The sequence below is a fragment of the Pseudomonadota bacterium genome (assembly GCA_013285445.1).
Classification (GTDB): Bacteria; Pseudomonadota; Gammaproteobacteria; order Xanthomonadales; family Wenzhouxiangellaceae; genus Wenzhouxiangella.
On sequence record CP053448.1, the window covers coordinates 2,669,271 to 2,688,594 of the forward strand.

A 19,324-nucleotide genomic window follows, 5' to 3' on the forward strand; every position below is an offset into this window, starting at 1 on the left:
GCGCCTTGATTTGCACACAGCACAGTGGCTCTGAGTGTTACCTAATCAGCCGCATGGCCCACTAGCGTTCACATGCGTCTGCTATTTTTCAATCCGACGCCGCTCATCAGCACTGATCAACGGCTTCAGCCATTCAGGGAACCGCTGAACAACACTGCGCGGAGCGCGCTTCAGTCAAAAAAGCCGGAGCCTCCCGCAAAGTCGCCGTCGCGCCTGTGCAGGGTCGTTCTGGGGCTCCCTGGCTGATTCCGGCTTGACTGCCGGCGCAATGGACCGGGCCGCTGCTGACAACCAGTCTGCAGTCGGCATCGGGCCGCCCTTTCAGAAAACTCAAGGAGCCTGTATGAGAACTGGACGAATTGGTGTGCTGGTCGCGATCATGACCTTGCCGTTACCGACCCTGGCCGACGATCACAGCACGAATACCCAGGTGCCTGACCGTGTGATTGCACAACAGCGTGAAGCGCTGGCCCGCAACACCGAAGGCGCCGGTTTCGGTCCGCAATCGCCTCGCGATATCGATTCGGTCGCGGGCAACAACGCGAGGGTATTCTCGCTGGCGCCCGCCTACGGCCAGATGAATCTGTGCAACATCCACTTCCACACCCACGCCGAGCATCGCGGTGGTCAATTCACGACCCATGCAGGCAACGGCGACGGGCGGGGTTACGGGACCGGGTATCGCTACTCCGGAGAACTCACCAACGCCGAACTCACGCCGATTGCCCAGCCCGTCTGCCCGACCGACAACGGCGCGCTGTCACCCGGCGACACCATTGAGCTGCACTACGTCTACTCCACCGCCCAGGTGCAGCCGGGCCCCACCCTTGGAGCCTGTCTGAGCGAGACAACCGGCAACCCGCAGCTGCGTGTCGAAACCCAGGTTTATGTTCTGGTCAATGACACGACCGCCCGGAATTTCATTGAGTTGACCGAGGTCGGCATGGTCGCCGGCTATCATCAGGCGCTCAACATTCCGGATGATACCGGTCAGCCGATACAGTACGCCGGGTCCACCACCGGCCCCGACTATAACGAGCAGGGCTCACCTTTTCAGGTGACCTGGAGCGTGAGGCCTGAAGTGCTGCGAGTGGATATCGCATCGGTCGCTCGCTGGTGCCGGGATAACGTTTTCGATGAGGCGGGCGGGCATGGCGTGCGCAATCTCGTCACCGACCCCGACCTGCTGTCGCCTATTGATTCGTGATGCATGCGCGCCAGCGCTGACGATATGGGCCGGGGCATGCCACCCCACGGGTGGCGGTGCTGGACCGCTCAGGCGTCAAATCGCGCCTTGAGCTTTTTCAGCGCCGCCGCCTCGAGCTGGCGAATGCGCTCGGCCGAGACGTCGTACTTGTTGGCCAGTTCCTGCAGCGTGGTCTTGGGGTCCATCAGCCAGCGACTCTGGATGATGTCGCGCGAGCGGTCATCCAGGTTTTCGATGCCGTCAAACAGCAGGTTGTGATGGTGCTGTTCCCAATCGTCGGCTTCGGCCGCCTCGTCGGGTGAGGCCGCCAACCCCTCGAGATAGGCTGCCGGGGCCATATAGGTCGACTCGTCATCGTCAACCGACATGTCGAAGCCAATGTCCTGGCCGGCCAGACGCGACTCCATTTCCATGACCACCTCGGGCTTGACACCCAGATCGTCGGCCACCGCGTTGACCTCGGACTGGTTGAGCCAGCCCAGGCGCTTCTTCTGCTTGCGCAGGTTGAAAAACAGCTTGCGCTGGGCCTTCGTGGTCGCGACCTTGACGATGCGCCAGTTGCGGAGAATGAACTCGTGAATTTCGGCCCGGATCCAGTGCACGGCAAACGAGACCAGGCGCACCCCCTGGTCCGGATCAAAGCGCTTGACCGCCTTCATCAGGCCGATATTGCCTTCCTGGATGAGGTCACCGAGCTGCAGACCATAGCCCGAGTAGCCGCGCGCGACGTGCACCACAAAACGCAGGTGCGACATGACCAGCTGGCGCGCGGCATCAAGATCGTCCTCGTCGCGATAGCGGCGGGCCAGGCTCTGCTCCTGTTCCAGGCTCAGGACCGGAATGCGATTGACCTCCTGGATATAGGCATCCAGCGAGCCGGTTCCGGCTGGTGCGAGCAGATGACTGGGTACGAGTTCCTTGGTCATGCATTCCTCCTGTTAGAGCACTTCAATGATACCAACTGAAGCCACAATTCGCAAAACGGGGATCGATCTGGTCCCGTTTTGCCTGTCGCCCGGTTTGACCGGTTCCCGGGGGTCGAGTTCCAGACCTTGGGGCCCGCATTACCGGTTGCAAGTTATCAGGCGGAAGCACGATCAGGGCATTACAGGCGGTGCGGGTGCCGGGTCGCGCGATTTCGAAACCGGGGGTTTCGTATGAGCGCGATCCGGTACCCGCACGCGGCTCCAGCTGCAATCAGGACCCGCCCGGGCCCTGCCCACTCTCCTCGCCGCCGGCCAGCCGGCCGTGCAGATAGGCGTAGATCAGGGCCGAGATGTAGGCGCGCTGCTTGAGGTTGGCCGCGCCGCCGTGGCCGCCTTCGATGTTTTCGTAGTAGAGCACGTCGTGGCCCTGGTCGAGCATCTTCGCGACCATCTTGCGGGCATGACCGGGATGCACGCGGTCGTCGCGCGTGGAGGTGGTGAAAAAGGCGCGCGGATACTCCGCATCGGCCAAGACGTTCTGGTAGGGCGAGTATTCACGGATATAGGCCCACTGGCCGGGATCATCCGGGTTGCCGTACTCGGCCATCCAGCTCGCCCCGGCAAGCAGCTTGTGGAAGCGCTTCATGTCAAGCAGCGGTACCTGGCAGACCACCGCATCGAACAGCTCCGGACGCTGCACCATCACCGCCCCGACCAGCAGACCGCCGTTCGATCCGCCCTGGATGCCGAGATGATCGGGTGCGGTGATGTTTCGCTCAATCAAATCCTCGGCGACCGCGATCAAGTCGTCGAAGGCGCGCTGGCGGTTTTCCTTCAGTGCCGCCTGGTGCCAGTTCGGGCCGAACTCCCCGCCGCCGCGGATATTGGCCAGCACGAATACACCGCCGCGCTCGAGCCAGGCCGACCCGGTCACGCCGGAGTAGAACGGCGTGCGCGAGACTTCGAAACCGCCGTAGGCTGACAGCAGTGTGGGGTTACGTCCATTGGCTTCGAAACCAGCCGGCATGACGACAAAGTACGGGATGCGCGTACCGTCGGCCGAGACCGCTTCATGCTGCGCCACGTTCATGTCGGTGCTGTCGAACCAGGCCGGCTCTGCACGCACCTGACGATGGGTATCGGCAGCAGCGTCAGCCTCGAACAGGGTCGAGGGCGTCAGGAAACCGGTGTAGTTATAGAAGAAGCGGTCGGAACGATCGTCGGCGGTGACCACCGAGATCGCCCCCATGTCGGGAGCGTCCAGATCAGTCCGCTGCCATCCTTCGGTGTCGTCGTAAGAGAAGCGCACCAGTCGGCCGATGACCTTGTCGAGCACGTTGACGATCACCGTGTTGTCGGTGGTGCTCACGCCGGCCACCGACTGGCGCTCATTCGGCTCGAAAACCAGCGACAGCTTCGGCTCGGCATCGCCGACAAATGATTCCATCGGCCCGGCGACCAGCGCGCCCTGGCTGAAGGTAATCCCGTCGATCTCCCAGTCGGACTTGAGATCGATGATCAGCTGGCCGTTGATCAACCCGGCCAGCTCGGCATCATGCGGCACCTTGACCCGATGCGTCTCGCCGCCCCGATAGAGATAGTACTTGCGGGTAAAGAAGCTGTCGGCGCGGATGATCAGGTCGTAGTGATCATCACCGTCCCACAGCCGCATCGGCCAGACGGCCACGTCACCGCGCTCGCCCTCGAAGACAAGCTCGGCGTCCCCGATCGGCGTGCCGCGCCGCCAGATGCGCGCGCTGCGCGGATAGCCCGAATCGGTGACCTGCTCATCGGAAAAGGCCGGACCGAGCCAGACACTGTCGCGGTCGCGCCAGCTGATCGAGCTTTTCGATTCCGGCAGCACGAAGCCGTCGTCCACGAACTCGCGCGTTTCCAGATCGAACTCCCGACGCACCGCCGCATCAGCACCGCCAATCGACAGACCGATCAGGCAGCGATCGTAGTCGGGATAGCGACAGCTCGAACCCGCCCAGACCCAGTTCTCGTCCTCGGCCCTGGCCAGTGCATCGATATCGAGGATCACATCCCAGTCCGGGACATCGCTGCGATAGCGCGCCAGCGTCGTCTTGCGCCAGATGCCTCGCACGTGCGTGTCGTCACGCCAGAAGTTGTAGATTTCTCCGCCCTGCAGGGCCGGATAGGCGATGCGATCCCCGGAGGTCAGAATCTCGAGCGCACGCTCGTGGATCGGCTCGAACAGCGGATGTGACTTGAGCTCGGTCAGCGAGCGCTCATTCTGTCCGCGGGCCCAGGCCAGGGCGTTCTCGCCTTCGACATCCTCCAGCCACAGCCACGGATCTTCATCGTTGGCCATGGCGGGCATCGCCGTCAGCAGTGTGGTCATCAGAATCAGTATCCACTGGTTGGTCATTATCCATTGTCCATAAAAGGGGTCACAGCCGAGGCATCATGCCAGAAGCCGTCGACGTCTGCCTGTGCCATTGGTGACAGGCGCCGAGACGCGATGTCCGGCCGGGACAGGGGTCGCGCGCTTGCACCGAACCGGCATCGCGGGCATGGCCGCTCATTTCAGTCAAAGCGCAGGTGCTTGACCGAGCGGCCTTCGTCGCGAATCTCCTTGAGCGCATCGATGCCGATGGCAATCTGCGCATCGACGAAGCGCTGCGTAATGACCCGGTCGGAGGCATCGGTCTTGACCCCCTCCGGAATCATTGGCTGGTCGGAGACCAGCAGCAGGGCACCGGTCGGAATGCTGTTGGCGAACCCGGTAATGAAAATCGTCGCCGTCTCCATGTCGATGGCCATGCAACGGGTCCTGCGCAGGTACTTCTTGAATCCCCTGTCGTGCTCCCACACCCGCCGGTTGGTGGTGTAGACCGTGCCGGTCCAGTAGTCCATTCCGTGGTCACGGACCGTTGACGAAACCGCTCGCTGCAGAGTGAACGCCGGCAGCGACGGCACCTCCGGGGGAAAGTAGTCGCTGGAGGTCCCTTCACCGCGGATCGCGGCGATCGGCAGAATCAAATCGCCGAGCCGGTTTTTCTTTTTCAGCCCGCCACACTTGCCCAGGAACAGACAGGCGCGCGGTGCGACGGCGCTGAGCAGGTCCATCACCGTAGCAGCATTGGCGCTGCCCATGCCGAAATTGATCATGGTAATGCCGTCAGCCGTGGCGTTGCGCATGGGACGGTCACGGCCGCGCACGTCTGACCCGGCAAGTGCGGCAAACTTCTCGACGTAGTTATCGAAATTGGTCAGGAGCACGTAGTCGCCGAAGTCGCCGATTGCTGTACCGGTATAGCGCGGCAGCCAGTTACTGACGATCTCTTGCTTGTCCTGCATGGTCCGGCTCCAAGGTGGCTCACGCGCGCCCGGCAGACGGCCAGGGACCGCGCTGGCGTATGCTACCGCAATCGCCGTCAAACCAGACAGCGATCAAGGCTACACTGCGTTGAAGAACGTATCGCAGGGAGCGCGCAGCAAGCATGCGCTGGACAATCCACAAGTTTGGCGGCACCAGCCTGGGCGATGCTGATCGCCTGATGCATGTCGCCGAACTGGTCGCGGGCCGGGACGATGCCGCTCAGGGCATCGTGGTTTCGGCCATGGCCGGGGTCACCGACCGTCTGATCGGCCTGGCCCAGGACGCCGCCCGGGACCAGGATGACTGGTTCGGACAACTCACCGCGCTGCGGCGCCATCATCTCGACACGGCGGCTGCGCTGACCCAATCGGACACCGCGCTGCGCGACGCCTTGAGCCGGCGCTTCGAACGACTCGGTCAGCTGCTCGAAAGCCTCGCCCTGATGGGCACGGCACCTCTCGAGGCGGTCGAACTGATTGCCGGCCTGGGTGAGATCTGCACTGCCGAACTGCTTGCTGCCCGGCTGCAGGCAAGCGGTCACCAGGCGCTTGTCATCGACGCGCGCGAAGTGCTGCGGGTTCGACCGACCGCAATGATGGCAGCCGTCGACTGGTCGGCCAGCAAACGTCTGCTCGACCGCTGGACAGCCCGCCACCCGGCCAGCCGCTACGTCATCACCGGCTTTGTCTGCCGTCACAGCGACGGCCGCATTTCCGTGCTCGGCCGAAACGGTTCCGACTATTCAGCCACCATTTTCGCCCGTCTGTTCGAGGCCGATGCGGTCCACATCTGGACCGACGTCGATGGACTTCTGTCGGCCGATCCGGCAGCGGTGCCTCAGGCTCAGGTGCTCGGGCACCTGTCCTATCGCGAAGCCTTTGAGCTGGCCTATTTCGGCGCCCGTGTCATCCATCCACAGGCGCTCTCCCCGGCCCTGGAGGCCCATATCCCGGTATTCGTGCGCAATACCTTCAAGCCGGAACTGGCGGGAACCCGAATCGATGCCGGGGGCCACCCCCATCCACCGGTCAAGGGCATTTCCGGCGTTGATCAGCGCGCGCTGATCACGATCGAGGGCACCGGCATGATCGGCGTACCGGGGACCGCCGAACGCGTTTTTTCGGCGCTGCACCGGGCGGATATATCGGTCAGCATGATTTCGCAGGGCTCATCGGAGCATTCCATCTGCGTCGTGGTCGACAGCAGCGAGCGCGCACGCGCCGTCGAGGTGCTGCGCGAGGCGTTCGAACGGGAAATCCGGCACGGGCTGATTCAGCGGGTCTTCGACCTGCCCGATATCCGCGTACTGGCCATCGTCGGCGAGGGCATGGCCGGTACGCCGGGCATCGCCGCCCGGCTCTTCCTGGCCCTGGCCCGCGCCGGTGTCAACGTGCGTGCCATCGCCCAGGGCGCATCGGAGCGCAACATTTCCGTGGCCATTGACGAAGACGACGCTGCACGCGCCATCAAGGCCGTTCACGCCGGCTTCTACCTGTCCGATCAGACCGTCTCGGTCGGACTGATCGGCCCCGGTCAGGTTGGCCGCGCGCTGCTGGCGCAGCTGATGGCGGCGCGCGAGCGACTCCTGGGCGAACGCGGCATCGATCTGCGCCTGCGCGCCGTCGCCGGTTCCCGCCTGATGCGCCTGTCGGCTGCCGGCATCGACGACATCGATCCCCAGCAACCGCTCGGTGACAGCCCGGAACCGGCCACGCTCGATGCACTGGCCGCCCACATCGCCGACGGAGAACTGCCTCACGGCATCCTCATCGACTGTAGCGCAAGCGAGACGCCGCCCGACCACTACGCCGACTGGCTCGCGCGCGGCATTCATGTCATCACCCCCAACAAGCACGCCGGCAGCGGCCCGCTCGAGCGCTATCGCGAGATCCGCGACGCGGCGGCGCGCAGCGGGGCACGCTGGCGCTACGAGGCCACGGTCGGTGCCGGCCTGCCAGTGATTCAGACACTGTGTGATCTGATCGACACGGGCGACCGGATCAAGCGCATCGACGGTATTTTCTCCGGCACGCTGGCCTGGCTATTCAACCGCTTCGAGCCCGGCACGCCCTTCTCGGCACTGGTCGCCGAGGCGCGCGACGCCGGCTATACCGAACCGGATCCGCGCGATGATCTGTCCGGCACCGACGTGGCCCGCAAACTCGTGATCCTGGCTCGAGAAATGGGAATGGAGATCTCTCTCGACGATGTTTCCATCGAATCGCTGGCCCCAAACGCCCTGCAAGACTGCGACATCGATGCGTTCATGGCGGGCCTCGCAGCCTACGACCCAGCCATGGACAAGCGACTTGAGCAGGCGCGGCGAGCGGGCCGGGTTCTGCGTTTTGTCGCCAGCCTGGACGCCGCGGGCCAAGCCGAAGTGCGGCTCGAAAGCCTGCCCGGCGACCATCCCTTTGCCCACCTGGCCCTGACCGACAATGTCGTCGCCTTCACCACCGAACGCTATCGCGACAATCCGCTGATCGTACAGGGACCAGGCGCGGGACCGGCGGTCACTGCCGGCGGCGTGTTCGCCGATCTGCTGCGCGTCGTCGAGGGCCTGGGTGGGCGACCGTGAGCACTCAGCGCGCGACCGCCAGTGCACCGGCCAGCGTTGGCAATGTCGCGGTCGGTTTTGACCTGCTCGGGCACGTCATCGAAGGGCCGGCCGACCGCGTCACGGCCATCAGAACCCCAAAGACTGGCGTCTGTATCGACGCCGTCTCCGGGATCGTGACCGAATTGCCGCATGACCCGCAAGCCAATACGGCCGGACAGGCGGTCGCGGCGTTGCTCGAGCACCGTCAGGCACCGTTTGGAGTGGCCCTGGAGATTGACAAGGGCATACCGCTCAGCTCGGGCCTGGGCGGCTCGGCGGCCTCTGCCGTGGCCGCCGTTGTAGCGGCCAATGCGCTGTTCGACCAGCCGCTGGCGCGCGAGGCGCTTTATCCATTCGCGCTGGCCGGAGAGCGGGTCGCCAGCGGCGCAGCCCACGGTGACAACGTCGCGCCGCAACTGGTCGGCGGACTGGTACTGGCCACCGCCCATCGCATCGTCCGCATACCCGTGCCCGCCGGCCTGCATGCCGCGGTGGTCCACCCCGACTGTCGTGTCGAAACCCGCGCGGCACGTGCGGCACTGGAACGCAACTACCGGATCGGCCAGTTCGTCGCCCAGCACAGCAGACTGGCGCTGCTGTTGAGTGGCTGCTTTACCGACAATCTGGAGCTGATCGCGGACGGCCTGATCGATGAACTGATTGAACCTGCGAGGGCACCGCTGATTCCGGGTTTTGCCGAGGTCAAGGCGGCTGCCTTGGCCAGTGGCGCCCTCGGCGGGTCGATTTCCGGCGCCGGTCCAAGCGTGTTCGCCTGGTGCCAGGACCGGGCCGGGGCCGAAGCCGCTGGTCATGGCATGGCCGCTGCCTTTACAGCCCGTGGCCTGCGGACCACCGTCCATGTCAGTCCGGTCGACAGCCCGGGGGCCAGGCTCCTTCAGCCCTGAACCGGGGCCGTCGGTTTGCGACCCGGACTCACGTCATAGCGCGGCTGCCAGCCGCGTGCCTTCATCGATGGCCCGCTTGGCGTCGAGTTCGGTCGCAATATGCGCGCCGCCGATTCGGTGAACGCTCAATCCGGCCGCCTGCAGCGGCGCGACCAGCTCGGTGCGCGAGGTCTGTCCGGCGCAGATGACGACATTGTCGACCGCCAGCACCTGCGCCTGGTCATCGATACGAACGTGCAATCCATTGTCGTCGATGCCTTCGTAGTGCATACCGCCAAGCATGCGAACGCCGTAATGCCTGAGTGAGGCCCGGTGAATCCAGCCGGTGGTCTTGCCGAGATCCTTGCCGTGGCGGCTGGTCTTTCGCTGCAGCAGCCAGACCTCGCGCGCGGGCGGCCCGAAGTCAGGCTTGAGGCCCTGCACGCCGCCGCGGCGGGCCAGCGTACGATCCACACCCCAGCGAGCAAGAAACGCATCCGCATCCGGCCGGTCCGGGTCGGGCCGCTCGGACGGCTCATCGTGGACCAGAAACTCGGCCATGTCGAAGCCGATGCCGCCGGCGCCGATGATCGCCACCCGTGGGCCGACCGGACGACGATGCAGGAGCACATCCACATAACCCAGCACCGACGGATGATTCTGTCCCTGAATTCCGGGGTCACGCGGCAGCACGCCGGCCGCCACGATGATCTCGTCGAAGCCGCCTTCAATCAGTGATTCAGGCTCGACCCCTGTGTTCAGGCGGAGCTCGACACCGACCTGGCCGATGCGGCGACCGAAATAACGAACGGTCTCGACGAATTCCTCCTTGCCGGGGATGCGCATGGCCATGTTGAACTGTCCGCCGATGCGGTCCATGGCCTCGAACAGCACCACCCGATGGCCGCGCTCGGCGGCAGTCGTAGCTGCCGCCAGCCCGGCCGGGCCCGCCCCGACCACTGCCACTTTCCGCGGCGTGCGGGCCGGACGGATCACCAGTCGGGTTTCGTGCGCAGCCCGCGGATTGACCAGACAGGATGCCACCTTGTTTTCGAACACATGATCCAGGCAGGCCTGGTTGCAGGCGATGCAGGTATTGATATCGCTGGCGCGACCGGCCGCCGCCTTGTTGACCCACTCCGGATCGGCCAGAAAGGGCCGCGCCATGGACACCAGGTCAGCGTCCCCCCGCGCCAGCACCGACTCGGCCGTGTGCGGCATGTTGATGCGGTTGCTGGTCACCAGCGGCAGGCTGATGGCGTCGCGAAATGTGCGCGTGACCCAGGTAAAAGCCGCTCGGGGCACCATGGTTGCGATGGTCGGGACGCGGGACTCGTGCCAGCCAATACCGGTGTTGATGATGCTCGCCCCGGCCCGCTCGATGGCCTGACCAAGCGCCACCACCTCGTCGCGGCTGTTGCCGTCGGCCAGCATGTCGAGCATCGAGAGTCGATAGATGATGATGAACGCGTTTCCCACCGCCTCGCGCGTGCGCCGGACGATCTCGATGGCAATACGCATTCGGTTTTCGAATGCCCCGCCCCAGTCATCGTCTCGATGATTGGTGCGCGGCACCAGGAACTGATTGATGAAATAGCCTTCCGAGCCCATCACCTCGACGCCGTCGTAACCGGCGTCCTGGGCCAGACGTGCCGCGCGCACGAAATGGCCGATTTGTCTCTCGACGCCCTTTGAAGACAGCGCGCGCGGCCGGAACGGGGTGATCGGCGACTTGATCGACGACGGCGCGACCGAGAACGGGTGGTAGGCATAACGACCGGCGTGGAGAATCTGCATGCAGATCCGGCCGCCGGCCTGGTGCACCGCTTCGGTCATGCGGCGATGACGCCGTGCCTCGATTCGATTGGTGAGCTTGGAGGCCAGGGGCGCCAGGCTGCCACGCCGATTGGGTGCGATTCCACCGGTCACCATCAGGCCTGCACCGCCGCGCGCCCGTTCAACGAAATAGGCCGTCAGTCGCGACCAGTTCCACACCCGATCCTCCAGACCGGTGTGCATTGATCCCATCAGGATGCGGTTGGGCAGCGTGACGTGCCCCAGATCAAGCGGGCGCAGCAGATGCGGGTAGGGCGAGGATGCGGTTGAGTCAGGCACGATGCGCTCCTGGCAAACGGAGCGCTCATTATGCATGGCTAGTGGGCCATGCGGCTAATTAGGTAACACTCAGCCGTCGCACAAGCGTTGTGGGCAAGGCGCGCGAGCGCAGGACTGGCCATCGCCAATTCAAGCGAGTGCAACGCCGCCCACGGCGCTTGTGCAGCGCCCCTTCGGGAGCCGCTGTGCTGGCGCGACTCGGCGTTGCGTTTCTTGGAAAGGGAACAACCATTCCCTGCGAAACGCGCCTTGATTCGCACCAGCACAGCAGCTCTGAGCGTTACCTAATTAGCCGCATGGCCCACTAGTCGACCATGCGTCGCAACACTCTCAGCTGGCGGCGCAGGGCCTCGACTTCATCGAGGAGATCAAGCACCAGAGGCAACGCCGGGGTTTCCAGCTCGAAGTCATGCTGCAGGCGCAGCGCCACACGGATTCTGCGCATCTGGCTGGCCGGGATGCGGCGCCACTGCCGATCCTGCGGCTCGACCACACCTTCCTCCACCCACTCGATGATGCGATCACGGCTGATTCCGCAGACCCGGCAGAGCTCGCCGATCTCCAGCGCCACTTCGTGATCGATCAGTTCGATGTCCATGCCAGGTCGACGCTCGTTCATGCGCTTACCTCCATGTCGTCACGCGGGTTGAAGGGCTGCTCGCGGCGAAGCGCCTCGTACAGTTCACGCTGACGGTCACTGGTCGGCTTCGGCACGACCACCTTGAGGATGACGATCTGGTCGCCCGGTGGCTTGCCCGGCAGACCCCGCCCCTTGAGCCGCAATCGCTTGCCGCTTGACGCGCCGGCCGGAATATTCATGCTGACCCGACCGCCCAGGGTCGGCACGTCCACGCCGGCGCCCAGCGCCGCCTCCCAGGGCGCGATCGGCAAGGTCAGATGCACGTTGCGGCCCTCCAGCTCGAACAGGCGATGCGGCCGAATATCGATTTCCAGATACAGGTCGCCGGCGGGAGCGCCGCTATGGCCAGGCTCGCCCTGCCCGGCCAGGCGAATCTGCTGCCCTGGCAGCACGCCGGCAGGAATGCGCACATCGAGATGCTGCTCGCGATTCGGGGAACGGCTGTCGGCACCGGATCGACTCAGCGTGATCCGCTGTCTGCCTCCGGAATAGGCGGTCTCGAGGTCGATGACCAGGCGCGCGTGAACGTCCTGCCCCCGGCCGCCGCGACGCCCACCGCGGCGGTCGTCCATGCCGCCGCCGCCGAACAGGTTCTCGAAAAACTCGCTGAAATCCGAGAAGCCGCCGCCAAAACCGCGGCTGCGGCCACCGCCGCCGACATCACGGAAACCGCCCGACCAGTCCGGCGGCGGCTGAAAATCATCGCCCTGACGCCAGCCGCCACGCCGCAGCTGATCGTACTGCTTGCGCTTGTCCGGGTCCTTGAGTACCTCCCAGGCCTCGCCGACTTCCTTGAATCGATCCTCCGAGCCCGATTCCTTGTTCAAGTCCGGATGGTACTTGCGCGCCAGTCGCCGATAGGCGCGCTTGATCTCGTCGGCATCGGCCTCCGGCTCCACGCCGAGGGTCTTGTAGTAGTCCTTGAACTGCATCAGCAAATCCGGTGACCTGGTCTCCTGCCTCAATAAAGGCCAGCTGGTCCGAACTCAAGGCCAAATCAGCAACATTGCGCCAGTCTCCGCCTGCACGCGCCCCATATCAACCGCCGTCGATGTCCATCCGCCGCACCTGGTCGTGCAGCCACATCACGCGCGGATGGTCGGGGAACATTGCTTCGGCAAGCCGCGCGATCAGACCGTCGAGCGCCCCGGTGGCCGGTGCCATCCCGGCGGCTTCCTCACCCAGGCGCACCAGGGCCCGGGCCTCGATCCGTCGCCAGCCGTCCAGACCCAGTCCGCGTAGCAGACGCAGACACCTTCGGGCCGACTCCAAACCGCGCCCGTAGCGATTCTGCGCGTAGGCTGCACCAGCCTGTTCGCACAGCGCTTCGGCGTGGGCGGTCTGCCCAAGTCCGCCAGCTTGGGCCGTGCGCTCGACCAGTTCATCGAGCGCCGAGGCATCCAGCGCATGGCCCGCCAACCGGCTTGCACGCAGGCCCGACAACTCGGTCTGAAACGTGTAGGGATGGGCATCACCGAGCAGCGAACGCATGATATCGTCGGCCGCCGAAAAATGGGCGCGCGCCTGGCCAAAACGGTCGCGCGCTTCGGCCAGCTCACCCAGACCGAGCAGTGCTGCGGCATAGTCGGGCGTGCCTTCGCCGACGAAGCGGGCAAAGATATCCTGCGCGCCTCGCAGTTGTTGCTCAGCCTCATCCAGCGCACCGCGAACCACCAGCAGACGCCCCAGCGCCAGTCGGGCGGCGGCCATGGCCGCCGATTCACCATAATGCGCCTGACGCAGCCGAATCACCCGGCGCAGTCGCTGCTCGGCCTCGCGGCTGCGCCCGATCCGGTTGAGCACCGATGCCAGATTGGCTGTCACCGCCAGAGCGTTACTCGATTCCTCTCGCCCAAGCGCCAGCCAGAGCGCCTCGGCCGCTTCGAGGTGGCGAATCGCCTTGGTCGTCTGCCCCCCGATCAACAGCGTAATGGCAAGGTTGTTCTCGGCTCGCGCCATCAGCGGGCGCGGGCTGGATGAGACCTGCAGCGCCAGCTCACGTGCGCGGCTCAGGTCCGTCAGCGCCTCTTGCAGACGTCCCAGATCGCGATACAGGCGACCACGCACCTGCAGCACATCCGACAGGCGGGCCGGATGTGCGCCCGGAAACGACTCGAGTATCTCCACGGCACGGTCCGCCAGATCGAGGCCCGCCTTCACTTCACCGCGACGATGATGGACCTGGGCCATATCCTGCAGCGCAATGGAACGAAGCAGCGGATCGAACTGTTCCTGATCGCCGTCGAGAAAACCGGCCAGCAGGGGCTCGGCGGCCGAGTAGTCGTTGAGCGCGATCATGATCTCGGCCAGCACGATCTTGACTTGCTGACGCAGCGCCCGATCGTCGGCCAGCCAGTCGTCGGCCACCTGCGCCGTGCGATCAAGCAGCTCGCGGGCGGTCAGTTCCTCCGCATCTTCGCTCAGGCTGCCCACTTCACGAAACAGCAGCGTCAGGTGCTCGCGCAAGGCCTCCGAGCGTGCCGCTTCGGCCTGGGCAAGGTCCCGCTCCACCGATGCCACACGCGCCTGCCAGGCGACTGCAGAGACGCCGGCAATCCCGCTGAAAATCAGCGCCAGACCGGCCAGCGCGGCAGCGCGATGCCGGCGGCTCCACCATCGCAGCCGCTCAAGCGGGCCGGCGCGCCGCATGCGGATCGGCCAGTCCGATCCCAGGCGCTGCAGCTCAAGGGCCAGGGCATTGGCCGTGGCATAGCGGTCGGCCGGATCGGCCGTCATCGCGCTGTCGATGATGGCAATCAGATCACGATGTCGCGGATAGTGATCCCAGGGCGGCTGCAGCCTGCGCTCACCTTTTCCGGGCGTCTGCCCGAAAACGATCGAGTGCAGCAGCGCGCCGAGCGAATAAATATCAGCCGCCGTCGATATCGGTTTGCCCTCAAGCTGCTCGGGCGCGGCGAACCCCGGCGTCAAGGCCATCGGCAGATCGATGCCCTCGCGCTGGTCGAGCAAGCGCGCGACTCCGAAATCAAGCAGGCAGACACGCTCGTCCGGCGTGATCACGATATTGGATGGCTTGATATCACCATGGACAATCAACTCGCGGTGCGCCGCGGCGACGGTATCGCAGATGTCCGCAAACAGCTCGAGGCAGCGCTCGGGGGATGGCTGATGATCCTCCAGCCATTGATTCAGTGATTCGCCCTCGATCCAGTCCATGACCAGATAAGGCCGCCCGTCGCCGGCTGTGCCACCATCGAGCAGGCGCGCGATCCCCGGGTGATTGAGGCGAGCCAGGGTCTGACGCTCGGATGAAAGCAGGCGCGCGAGCAATTCCGAACGTGAGCGAATCAGCTTGACCGCCACCTGCATGTCGAAACTGCCGTCTGCGCGTTCGGCCCGATAGACTTCGCCCATGCCGCCGACCCCTACCTGCTCGAGCAGCCGCCACGGCCCGAGCCGCGTACCACCAGCCAAGGGCTCTGCGCCGGTGGCCTGACGCGTCGCCAGGGCCTGATCGGCCCAGTGAGCGACGGAACGATCGACTGCTCCTGCCGGCTCATCGGTCGCATCGAGGAGTTTCTCCAGCCATCTGCCCAGGCGCGGTGCGCGCGCCTGACACTGCTCGACGAATCGCCGACGCGCCTCGCCGTCAAGATCCAGCGCCTGCTCCAGCAAGCGGTCGAGCAGGCGACGGCGCGCGGCAGTCAGGCGCAAGCGGGCTATGCGGCGGGCCATCAGTCCTGCATGTCGACGAGCAGCCAGGCGCGCGCCCGATCCCAGTAGCGCTGTACCGTGCGGACCGAGACATCGAGCATGTCGGCGATCTCGTCGGAAGTCATGCCGCTGAAAAAGCGGGCCGTGACCACCTCGGCCAGCTGAGGATCGGCTTGTTCGAGCCGACCCAGCGCATCCTCGATGAGCAGCACGGTCTGCGCGCTGGTCTTGGTGTCGCTGACCAGCTCTTCGTTCAGGGTCAGGTGTCTCTGCCCGGCACCACGCTTGGCGGCGAGCTTGCTGCGCGCATGATCGACAATCAGCTGCCGGATGACCATGGAGACCAGACGCTTGAGATGCTTGCGATCACGAATGCTGTCGGTCGCCGAATGGCGGAGCTTGAGAAAGGCCTCGTGGACCAGTTCCGTAGTCTGCAACGTCGGCGTGGCTCCGAACCGGGCCTGCTGGCAGCGCGCAATCTCCCGCAGGTCGTCATAGACCAGCGGAAGTATGTGATCCATCAGGTCCGGCGAACCTTTCAGCTCGGCGAGGAATTCCGTCACCTCGGTCTGCGCCGCCCGGGCATGTTCAGTCACGACAACTCCTGAATCCGGCACTGTCGCTAGTGTACCCCGTCACTCATCTTGTAACTTATAGAGCGCCATAAAGTACGCACCGGCAGGCAGCACCCCCGAGTAACTGTAAATTTATATAATCAATCCATGGTTGCCTACGCCGAACTGCATGCCCTGTCAGCCTTCAGCTTCCGACGCGCCGCAGCGCGTCCCGACGAGCTGGTGACACGCGCTGCCCGACTCGGTTACCGGGCCCTAGCCCTGACCGATACCTGCTCAGTGGGCGGCGTGGTTCGTGCCCATGAAACCGCGCGGGAAAGCGGTCTGCACCTGATCATCGGCACCGAAATTCAGGTCGACCATGGCCCCCACCTGGTGCTGCTGGCACCCACCCGCAGCGCCTATGGTCAGATCTGCCGCCTGATCACCCGCGCCCGCCGGCGCGCGCCCAAGGGACAGTACCGGGTGCTGCCCGAAGACCTGGAAGACGCGCTTGATGAGGTTTGCGTCATCTGGAAACCGCACTTCCGGCAAACAGACAAGGCAGCACGCCAATGCGCCAGCCATCTGAAAGGCCTGTTCGGGGACCGCCTCTGGATCGGCGCCACCCGTCTGCTGGTACCCGGCGAACGGGACTGGTTCGATCGCCTCATGCGTCTTGGACGCAGCCACGCGCTGCCCTGCCTGGCCTGCGGCGATATCCGCATGCCGGATCGATCGCGCCAGCGGCTGCTCGATGTGCTGACCGCCCTGGAACAGGGTCGCCCGGTGGCCGAATGCGGCCTGGCCCTGGCCGCCAATGGCGAACGTCATCTGCGGCCGATCACCAGTCTGGAAAAGCTGTATCCGTCCGGATGGCTGGCCGAGACCCTGCATATTGCAGAGCGCTGCGAGTTTTCGCTCGATCAGCTCGATTACCGTTATCCCGAGGAACTGGTGCCGCCACCGCTCAGCCCGGCCCGGCATCTGCGCCAGCTGACCCTGGCCGGGATGCGCAGCCGCTACGGTGAGCGTGTGCCCGATGCGGTTCGTGCTCTGGTGGCACGGGAACTGAAGCTGATCGGGGAGATGGGTGTCGAGGCCTTCTTCCTGACCGTACACGATCTGGTCCGCTTTGCCCGCTCACGCGGCATCCTGTGCCAGGGGCGCGGCTCGGCGGCCAACTCGGCGGTGTGCTACTGCCTGGGCATTACCGAGGTCGACCCAGCCAGGCAGCAGCTGTTGTTCGAGCGCTTCATTTCGAAAGAGCGCGATGAGCCGCCGGACATCGACGTGGATTTCGAGCATGAGCGGCGTGAGGAAGTGCTGCAGTACGTGTATGAAAAGTACGGGCGCGAACGCGCTGCGCTGGCCGCTACCGTCATCCGCTATCGGCCGAAGAGCGCGCTGAAAGACGTCGGGCGCGCGCTCGGACTGGATCCGGCCAGACTCAATCGCCTGACGCGCTCCCTGGCCTGGTGGGATACGCCTGCCGACTGGCCCCGACATCTTCAGGACTGCGGACTCAACCCTGAAGCGCCCGTCACGCGGCAGCTCATGACGCTGGCCCGCGAACTGGTCGGTTTGCCGCGCCATCTGTCGCAGCACGTCGGCGGCATGGTCATCGCCGACCAGCCCCTGCATCATCTGGTGCCGGTTGAAAATGCCGCCATGGCCGGACGAAGCATCATCCAGTGGGACAAGGATGACCTCGAGACTCTCGGTCTGCTCAAGGTCGACTGTCTGGCGCTCGGCATGTTGACGGTCATCCGCAAGACCATGGCGTTGGTAAACCGGCATCACCAGGCCGCGTCCGTCACGCAAGCGGCCCCGGCCCTGACCCTCGCCACAATCCCCCGGGAAGACCCCGAGACTTACGACATGCTCTGTCGCGGCGATGCCGTCGGCGTCTTCCAGGTCGAATCGCGCGCGCAGATGGCCATGCTGCCGCGGCTCAGGCCGCGCTGCTTCTATGATCTGGTCATCGAGGTCGCCATCGTTCGGCCCGGTCCGATTCAGGGTGACATGGTCCATCCCTATCTGGAACGCCGCGCTCATCCTGAGCAGGTCACCTATCCGGGACCGGAACTGGAGTCGGTACTCCGACGCACGCTGGGCGTTCCCATCTTCCAGGAACAGGTCATGCAGATCGCCATCGTCGCCGCCGGCTTCAGCCCCGGCCAGGCCGACCAGCTCCGGCGGGCCATGGCCGCCTGGAAACGCCGGGGCGGACTGGAGCCGTTTCGCGACCGGCTTATCGACGGCATGCTCGAACGCGGCTACACGCGCGAGTTCGCCGAACGGCTCTACCGCCAGATCTGCGGCTTCGGTGATTATGGATTTCCCGAGTCACACGCGGCCAGCTTCGCCCTGCTGACCTATTTTTCGGCCTGGCTGAAGTGCCATCACCCGGCCGCTTTCGCCTGCGCGCTGCTCAACAGCCAGCCGATGGGCTTTTATGCCCCGGCACAGATCGTCAACGATGTCCGCCGCCACGGTGTTGCAGTGCGCCCTGTCGACATCCGCTGCAGCCAATGGGACTGCGCACTGGAGGCCTCACCCAACGAGGCTGGAACTTCAGCCCGTTCATCACCCGACAAACCAATGCCCTGTCCGGCCGTTCGCCTGGGCCTGCGGCTGGTCAAGGGACTGAAAGTCGAGACCGCTGAACGCATCGTCACGGCTCGGTCCGAACGCGTCTTTCGCGACGTCGATGATCTGGTCGAACGTGCCGGCATCGACCGCGGTCAGGTGCGTGCCCTGGCCGATGCCGGCGCATTCAGGGGGCTGGCCGGCCACCGCCATCAGGCACGCTGGGCGGCACTGGGCGCACGTGTACAGGGCGATCTGCTGGCCGGGGCGGCAATCGCGGAGTCTCGGCCGCAACTGCGCCTGCCGCAGCCTCGGCAGGAATTGACCGACGACTACATCAGCCTCGGGCTGAGCCTGAACCATCACCCGATGGCCCTGCTCAGACCGCAGCTCGGCCGGCACCTGCGCCTGGCCCGTGATTTGCCGGCCATTCGCGACGGCAGTCGTATCGAGGCGGCCGGTCTGGTGACCCATCGCCAGAGACCCGGAACCGCCTCGGGCGTCATTTTTTTGTCGCTGGAAGACGAGACCGGCATCATCAACGTCATCGTGTGGCCAAAGCTGGCCGAGCGCTATCGCCGAGAAGTGCTTGCGGGGCGCATTCTGCGCGTCGTGGGCCGGCTGCAAAACGCCCGGCACACGCAGCATCTGATCGCCCGGCAGATTGCCTGCGAGGATCACCGATTGCCGAACCTTGCCCCGGCATCGCGGGATTTTTGCTGATCACGACGGTGGCCCCGAACCGGGACATCAGGGCACCACTCGACAGACACACGGAAAAGCGGT

The 19,324-nt window shown here is 65.0% G+C and carries 12 protein-coding genes; 4 read left to right on the forward strand and 8 right to left on the reverse strand.

Features of this window, described 5'->3' with window-relative positions; all coding sequences use genetic code 11:
• Positions 1-343: 343 nt before the first annotated feature.
• The gene (locus HND55_12080; protein QKK03329.1) at positions 344-1,207 is read left to right on the forward strand and encodes a hypothetical protein; all 864 of its coding nucleotides are present in this window, start codon (positions 344-346) and stop codon (positions 1,205-1,207) included.
• Positions 1,208-1,275: 68 nt separating this feature from the next.
• Here HND55_12080 and rpoH read toward each other — a convergent pair whose 3' ends face one another.
• From rpoH to HND55_12095, 3 genes are all read right to left on the reverse strand, one after another.
• Complete coding sequence (gene rpoH, locus HND55_12085) at positions 1,276-2,133, reverse strand: RNA polymerase sigma factor RpoH (GenBank protein ID QKK03330.1); 858 nt, start codon at positions 2,131-2,133, stop codon at positions 1,276-1,278.
• A 271-nt stretch (positions 2,134-2,404) separates the two neighbouring features.
• The gene (locus tag HND55_12090) at positions 2,405-4,468 is read right to left on the reverse strand and encodes a S9 family peptidase (protein QKK04097.1); all 2,064 of its coding nucleotides are present in this window, start codon (positions 4,466-4,468) and stop codon (positions 2,405-2,407) included.
• Positions 4,469-4,683: 215 nt separating this feature from the next.
• A complete protein-coding gene (locus tag HND55_12095) occupies positions 4,684-5,457 on the reverse strand; it encodes an AMP nucleosidase (protein QKK03331.1) in 774 nt (257 codons plus the stop codon).
• A 143-nt stretch (positions 5,458-5,600) separates the two neighbouring features.
• Between HND55_12095 and thrA the strand changes: the two genes are divergently transcribed.
• Both thrA and HND55_12105 read left to right on the forward strand, forming a co-directional pair.
• Positions 5,601-8,057: a bifunctional aspartate kinase/homoserine dehydrogenase I gene (thrA, locus tag HND55_12100; GenBank protein ID QKK03332.1), complete on the forward strand. Its 2,457-nt coding sequence runs from the start codon at positions 5,601-5,603 to the stop codon at positions 8,055-8,057.
• Positions 8,054-8,983 (forward strand): homoserine kinase, encoded by a 930-nt coding sequence (locus tag HND55_12105; GenBank protein ID QKK03333.1) that lies wholly within the window; start codon positions 8,054-8,056, stop codon positions 8,981-8,983. Before thrA ends, HND55_12105 begins: the two co-directional genes overlap by 4 nt.
• Positions 8,984-9,016: 33 nt before the next feature.
• On the opposite strand, the gene HND55_12110 is transcribed toward HND55_12105, so the two are convergent.
• The 5 genes from HND55_12110 to HND55_12130 all read right to left on the reverse strand — a co-directional run bounded on the left by HND55_12110 (position 9,017) and on the right by HND55_12130 (position 15,988).
• Positions 9,017-11,113, reverse strand: a complete 2,097-nt coding sequence (locus HND55_12110; GenBank protein ID QKK03334.1) for an NADPH-dependent 2,4-dienoyl-CoA reductase — start codon at positions 11,111-11,113, stop codon at positions 9,017-9,019.
• Positions 11,114-11,381: 268 nt separating this feature from the next.
• Entirely contained in the window at positions 11,382-11,696 is a 315-nt protein-coding gene (locus HND55_12115) for a MerR family transcriptional regulator (protein ID QKK03335.1), read from the reverse strand.
• Positions 11,693-12,649 carry a DnaJ domain-containing protein gene (locus HND55_12120; protein QKK03336.1) on the reverse strand — a complete coding sequence of 319 codons (957 nt, stop codon included), beginning with the start codon at positions 12,647-12,649 and terminating at the stop codon, positions 11,693-11,695. Before HND55_12120 ends, HND55_12115 begins: the two co-directional genes overlap by 4 nt.
• Positions 12,650-12,755: 106 nt before the next feature.
• Positions 12,756-15,413: a serine/threonine protein kinase gene (locus tag HND55_12125; GenBank protein ID QKK03337.1), complete on the reverse strand. Its 2,658-nt coding sequence runs from the start codon at positions 15,411-15,413 to the stop codon at positions 12,756-12,758.
• A complete protein-coding gene (locus HND55_12130; protein QKK03338.1) occupies positions 15,413-15,988 on the reverse strand; it encodes a sigma-70 family RNA polymerase sigma factor in 576 nt (191 codons plus the stop codon). The genes HND55_12125 and HND55_12130 overlap by 1 nt, the downstream gene beginning before the upstream one ends.
• 126 nt (positions 15,989-16,114) lie before the next feature.
• On the opposite strand from HND55_12130, the gene HND55_12135 reads away from it, so the two are divergent.
• Entirely contained in the window at positions 16,115-19,261 is a 3,147-nt protein-coding gene (locus HND55_12135; GenBank protein ID QKK03339.1) for an error-prone DNA polymerase, read from the forward strand.
• Positions 19,262-19,324 lie beyond the last annotated feature (63 nt).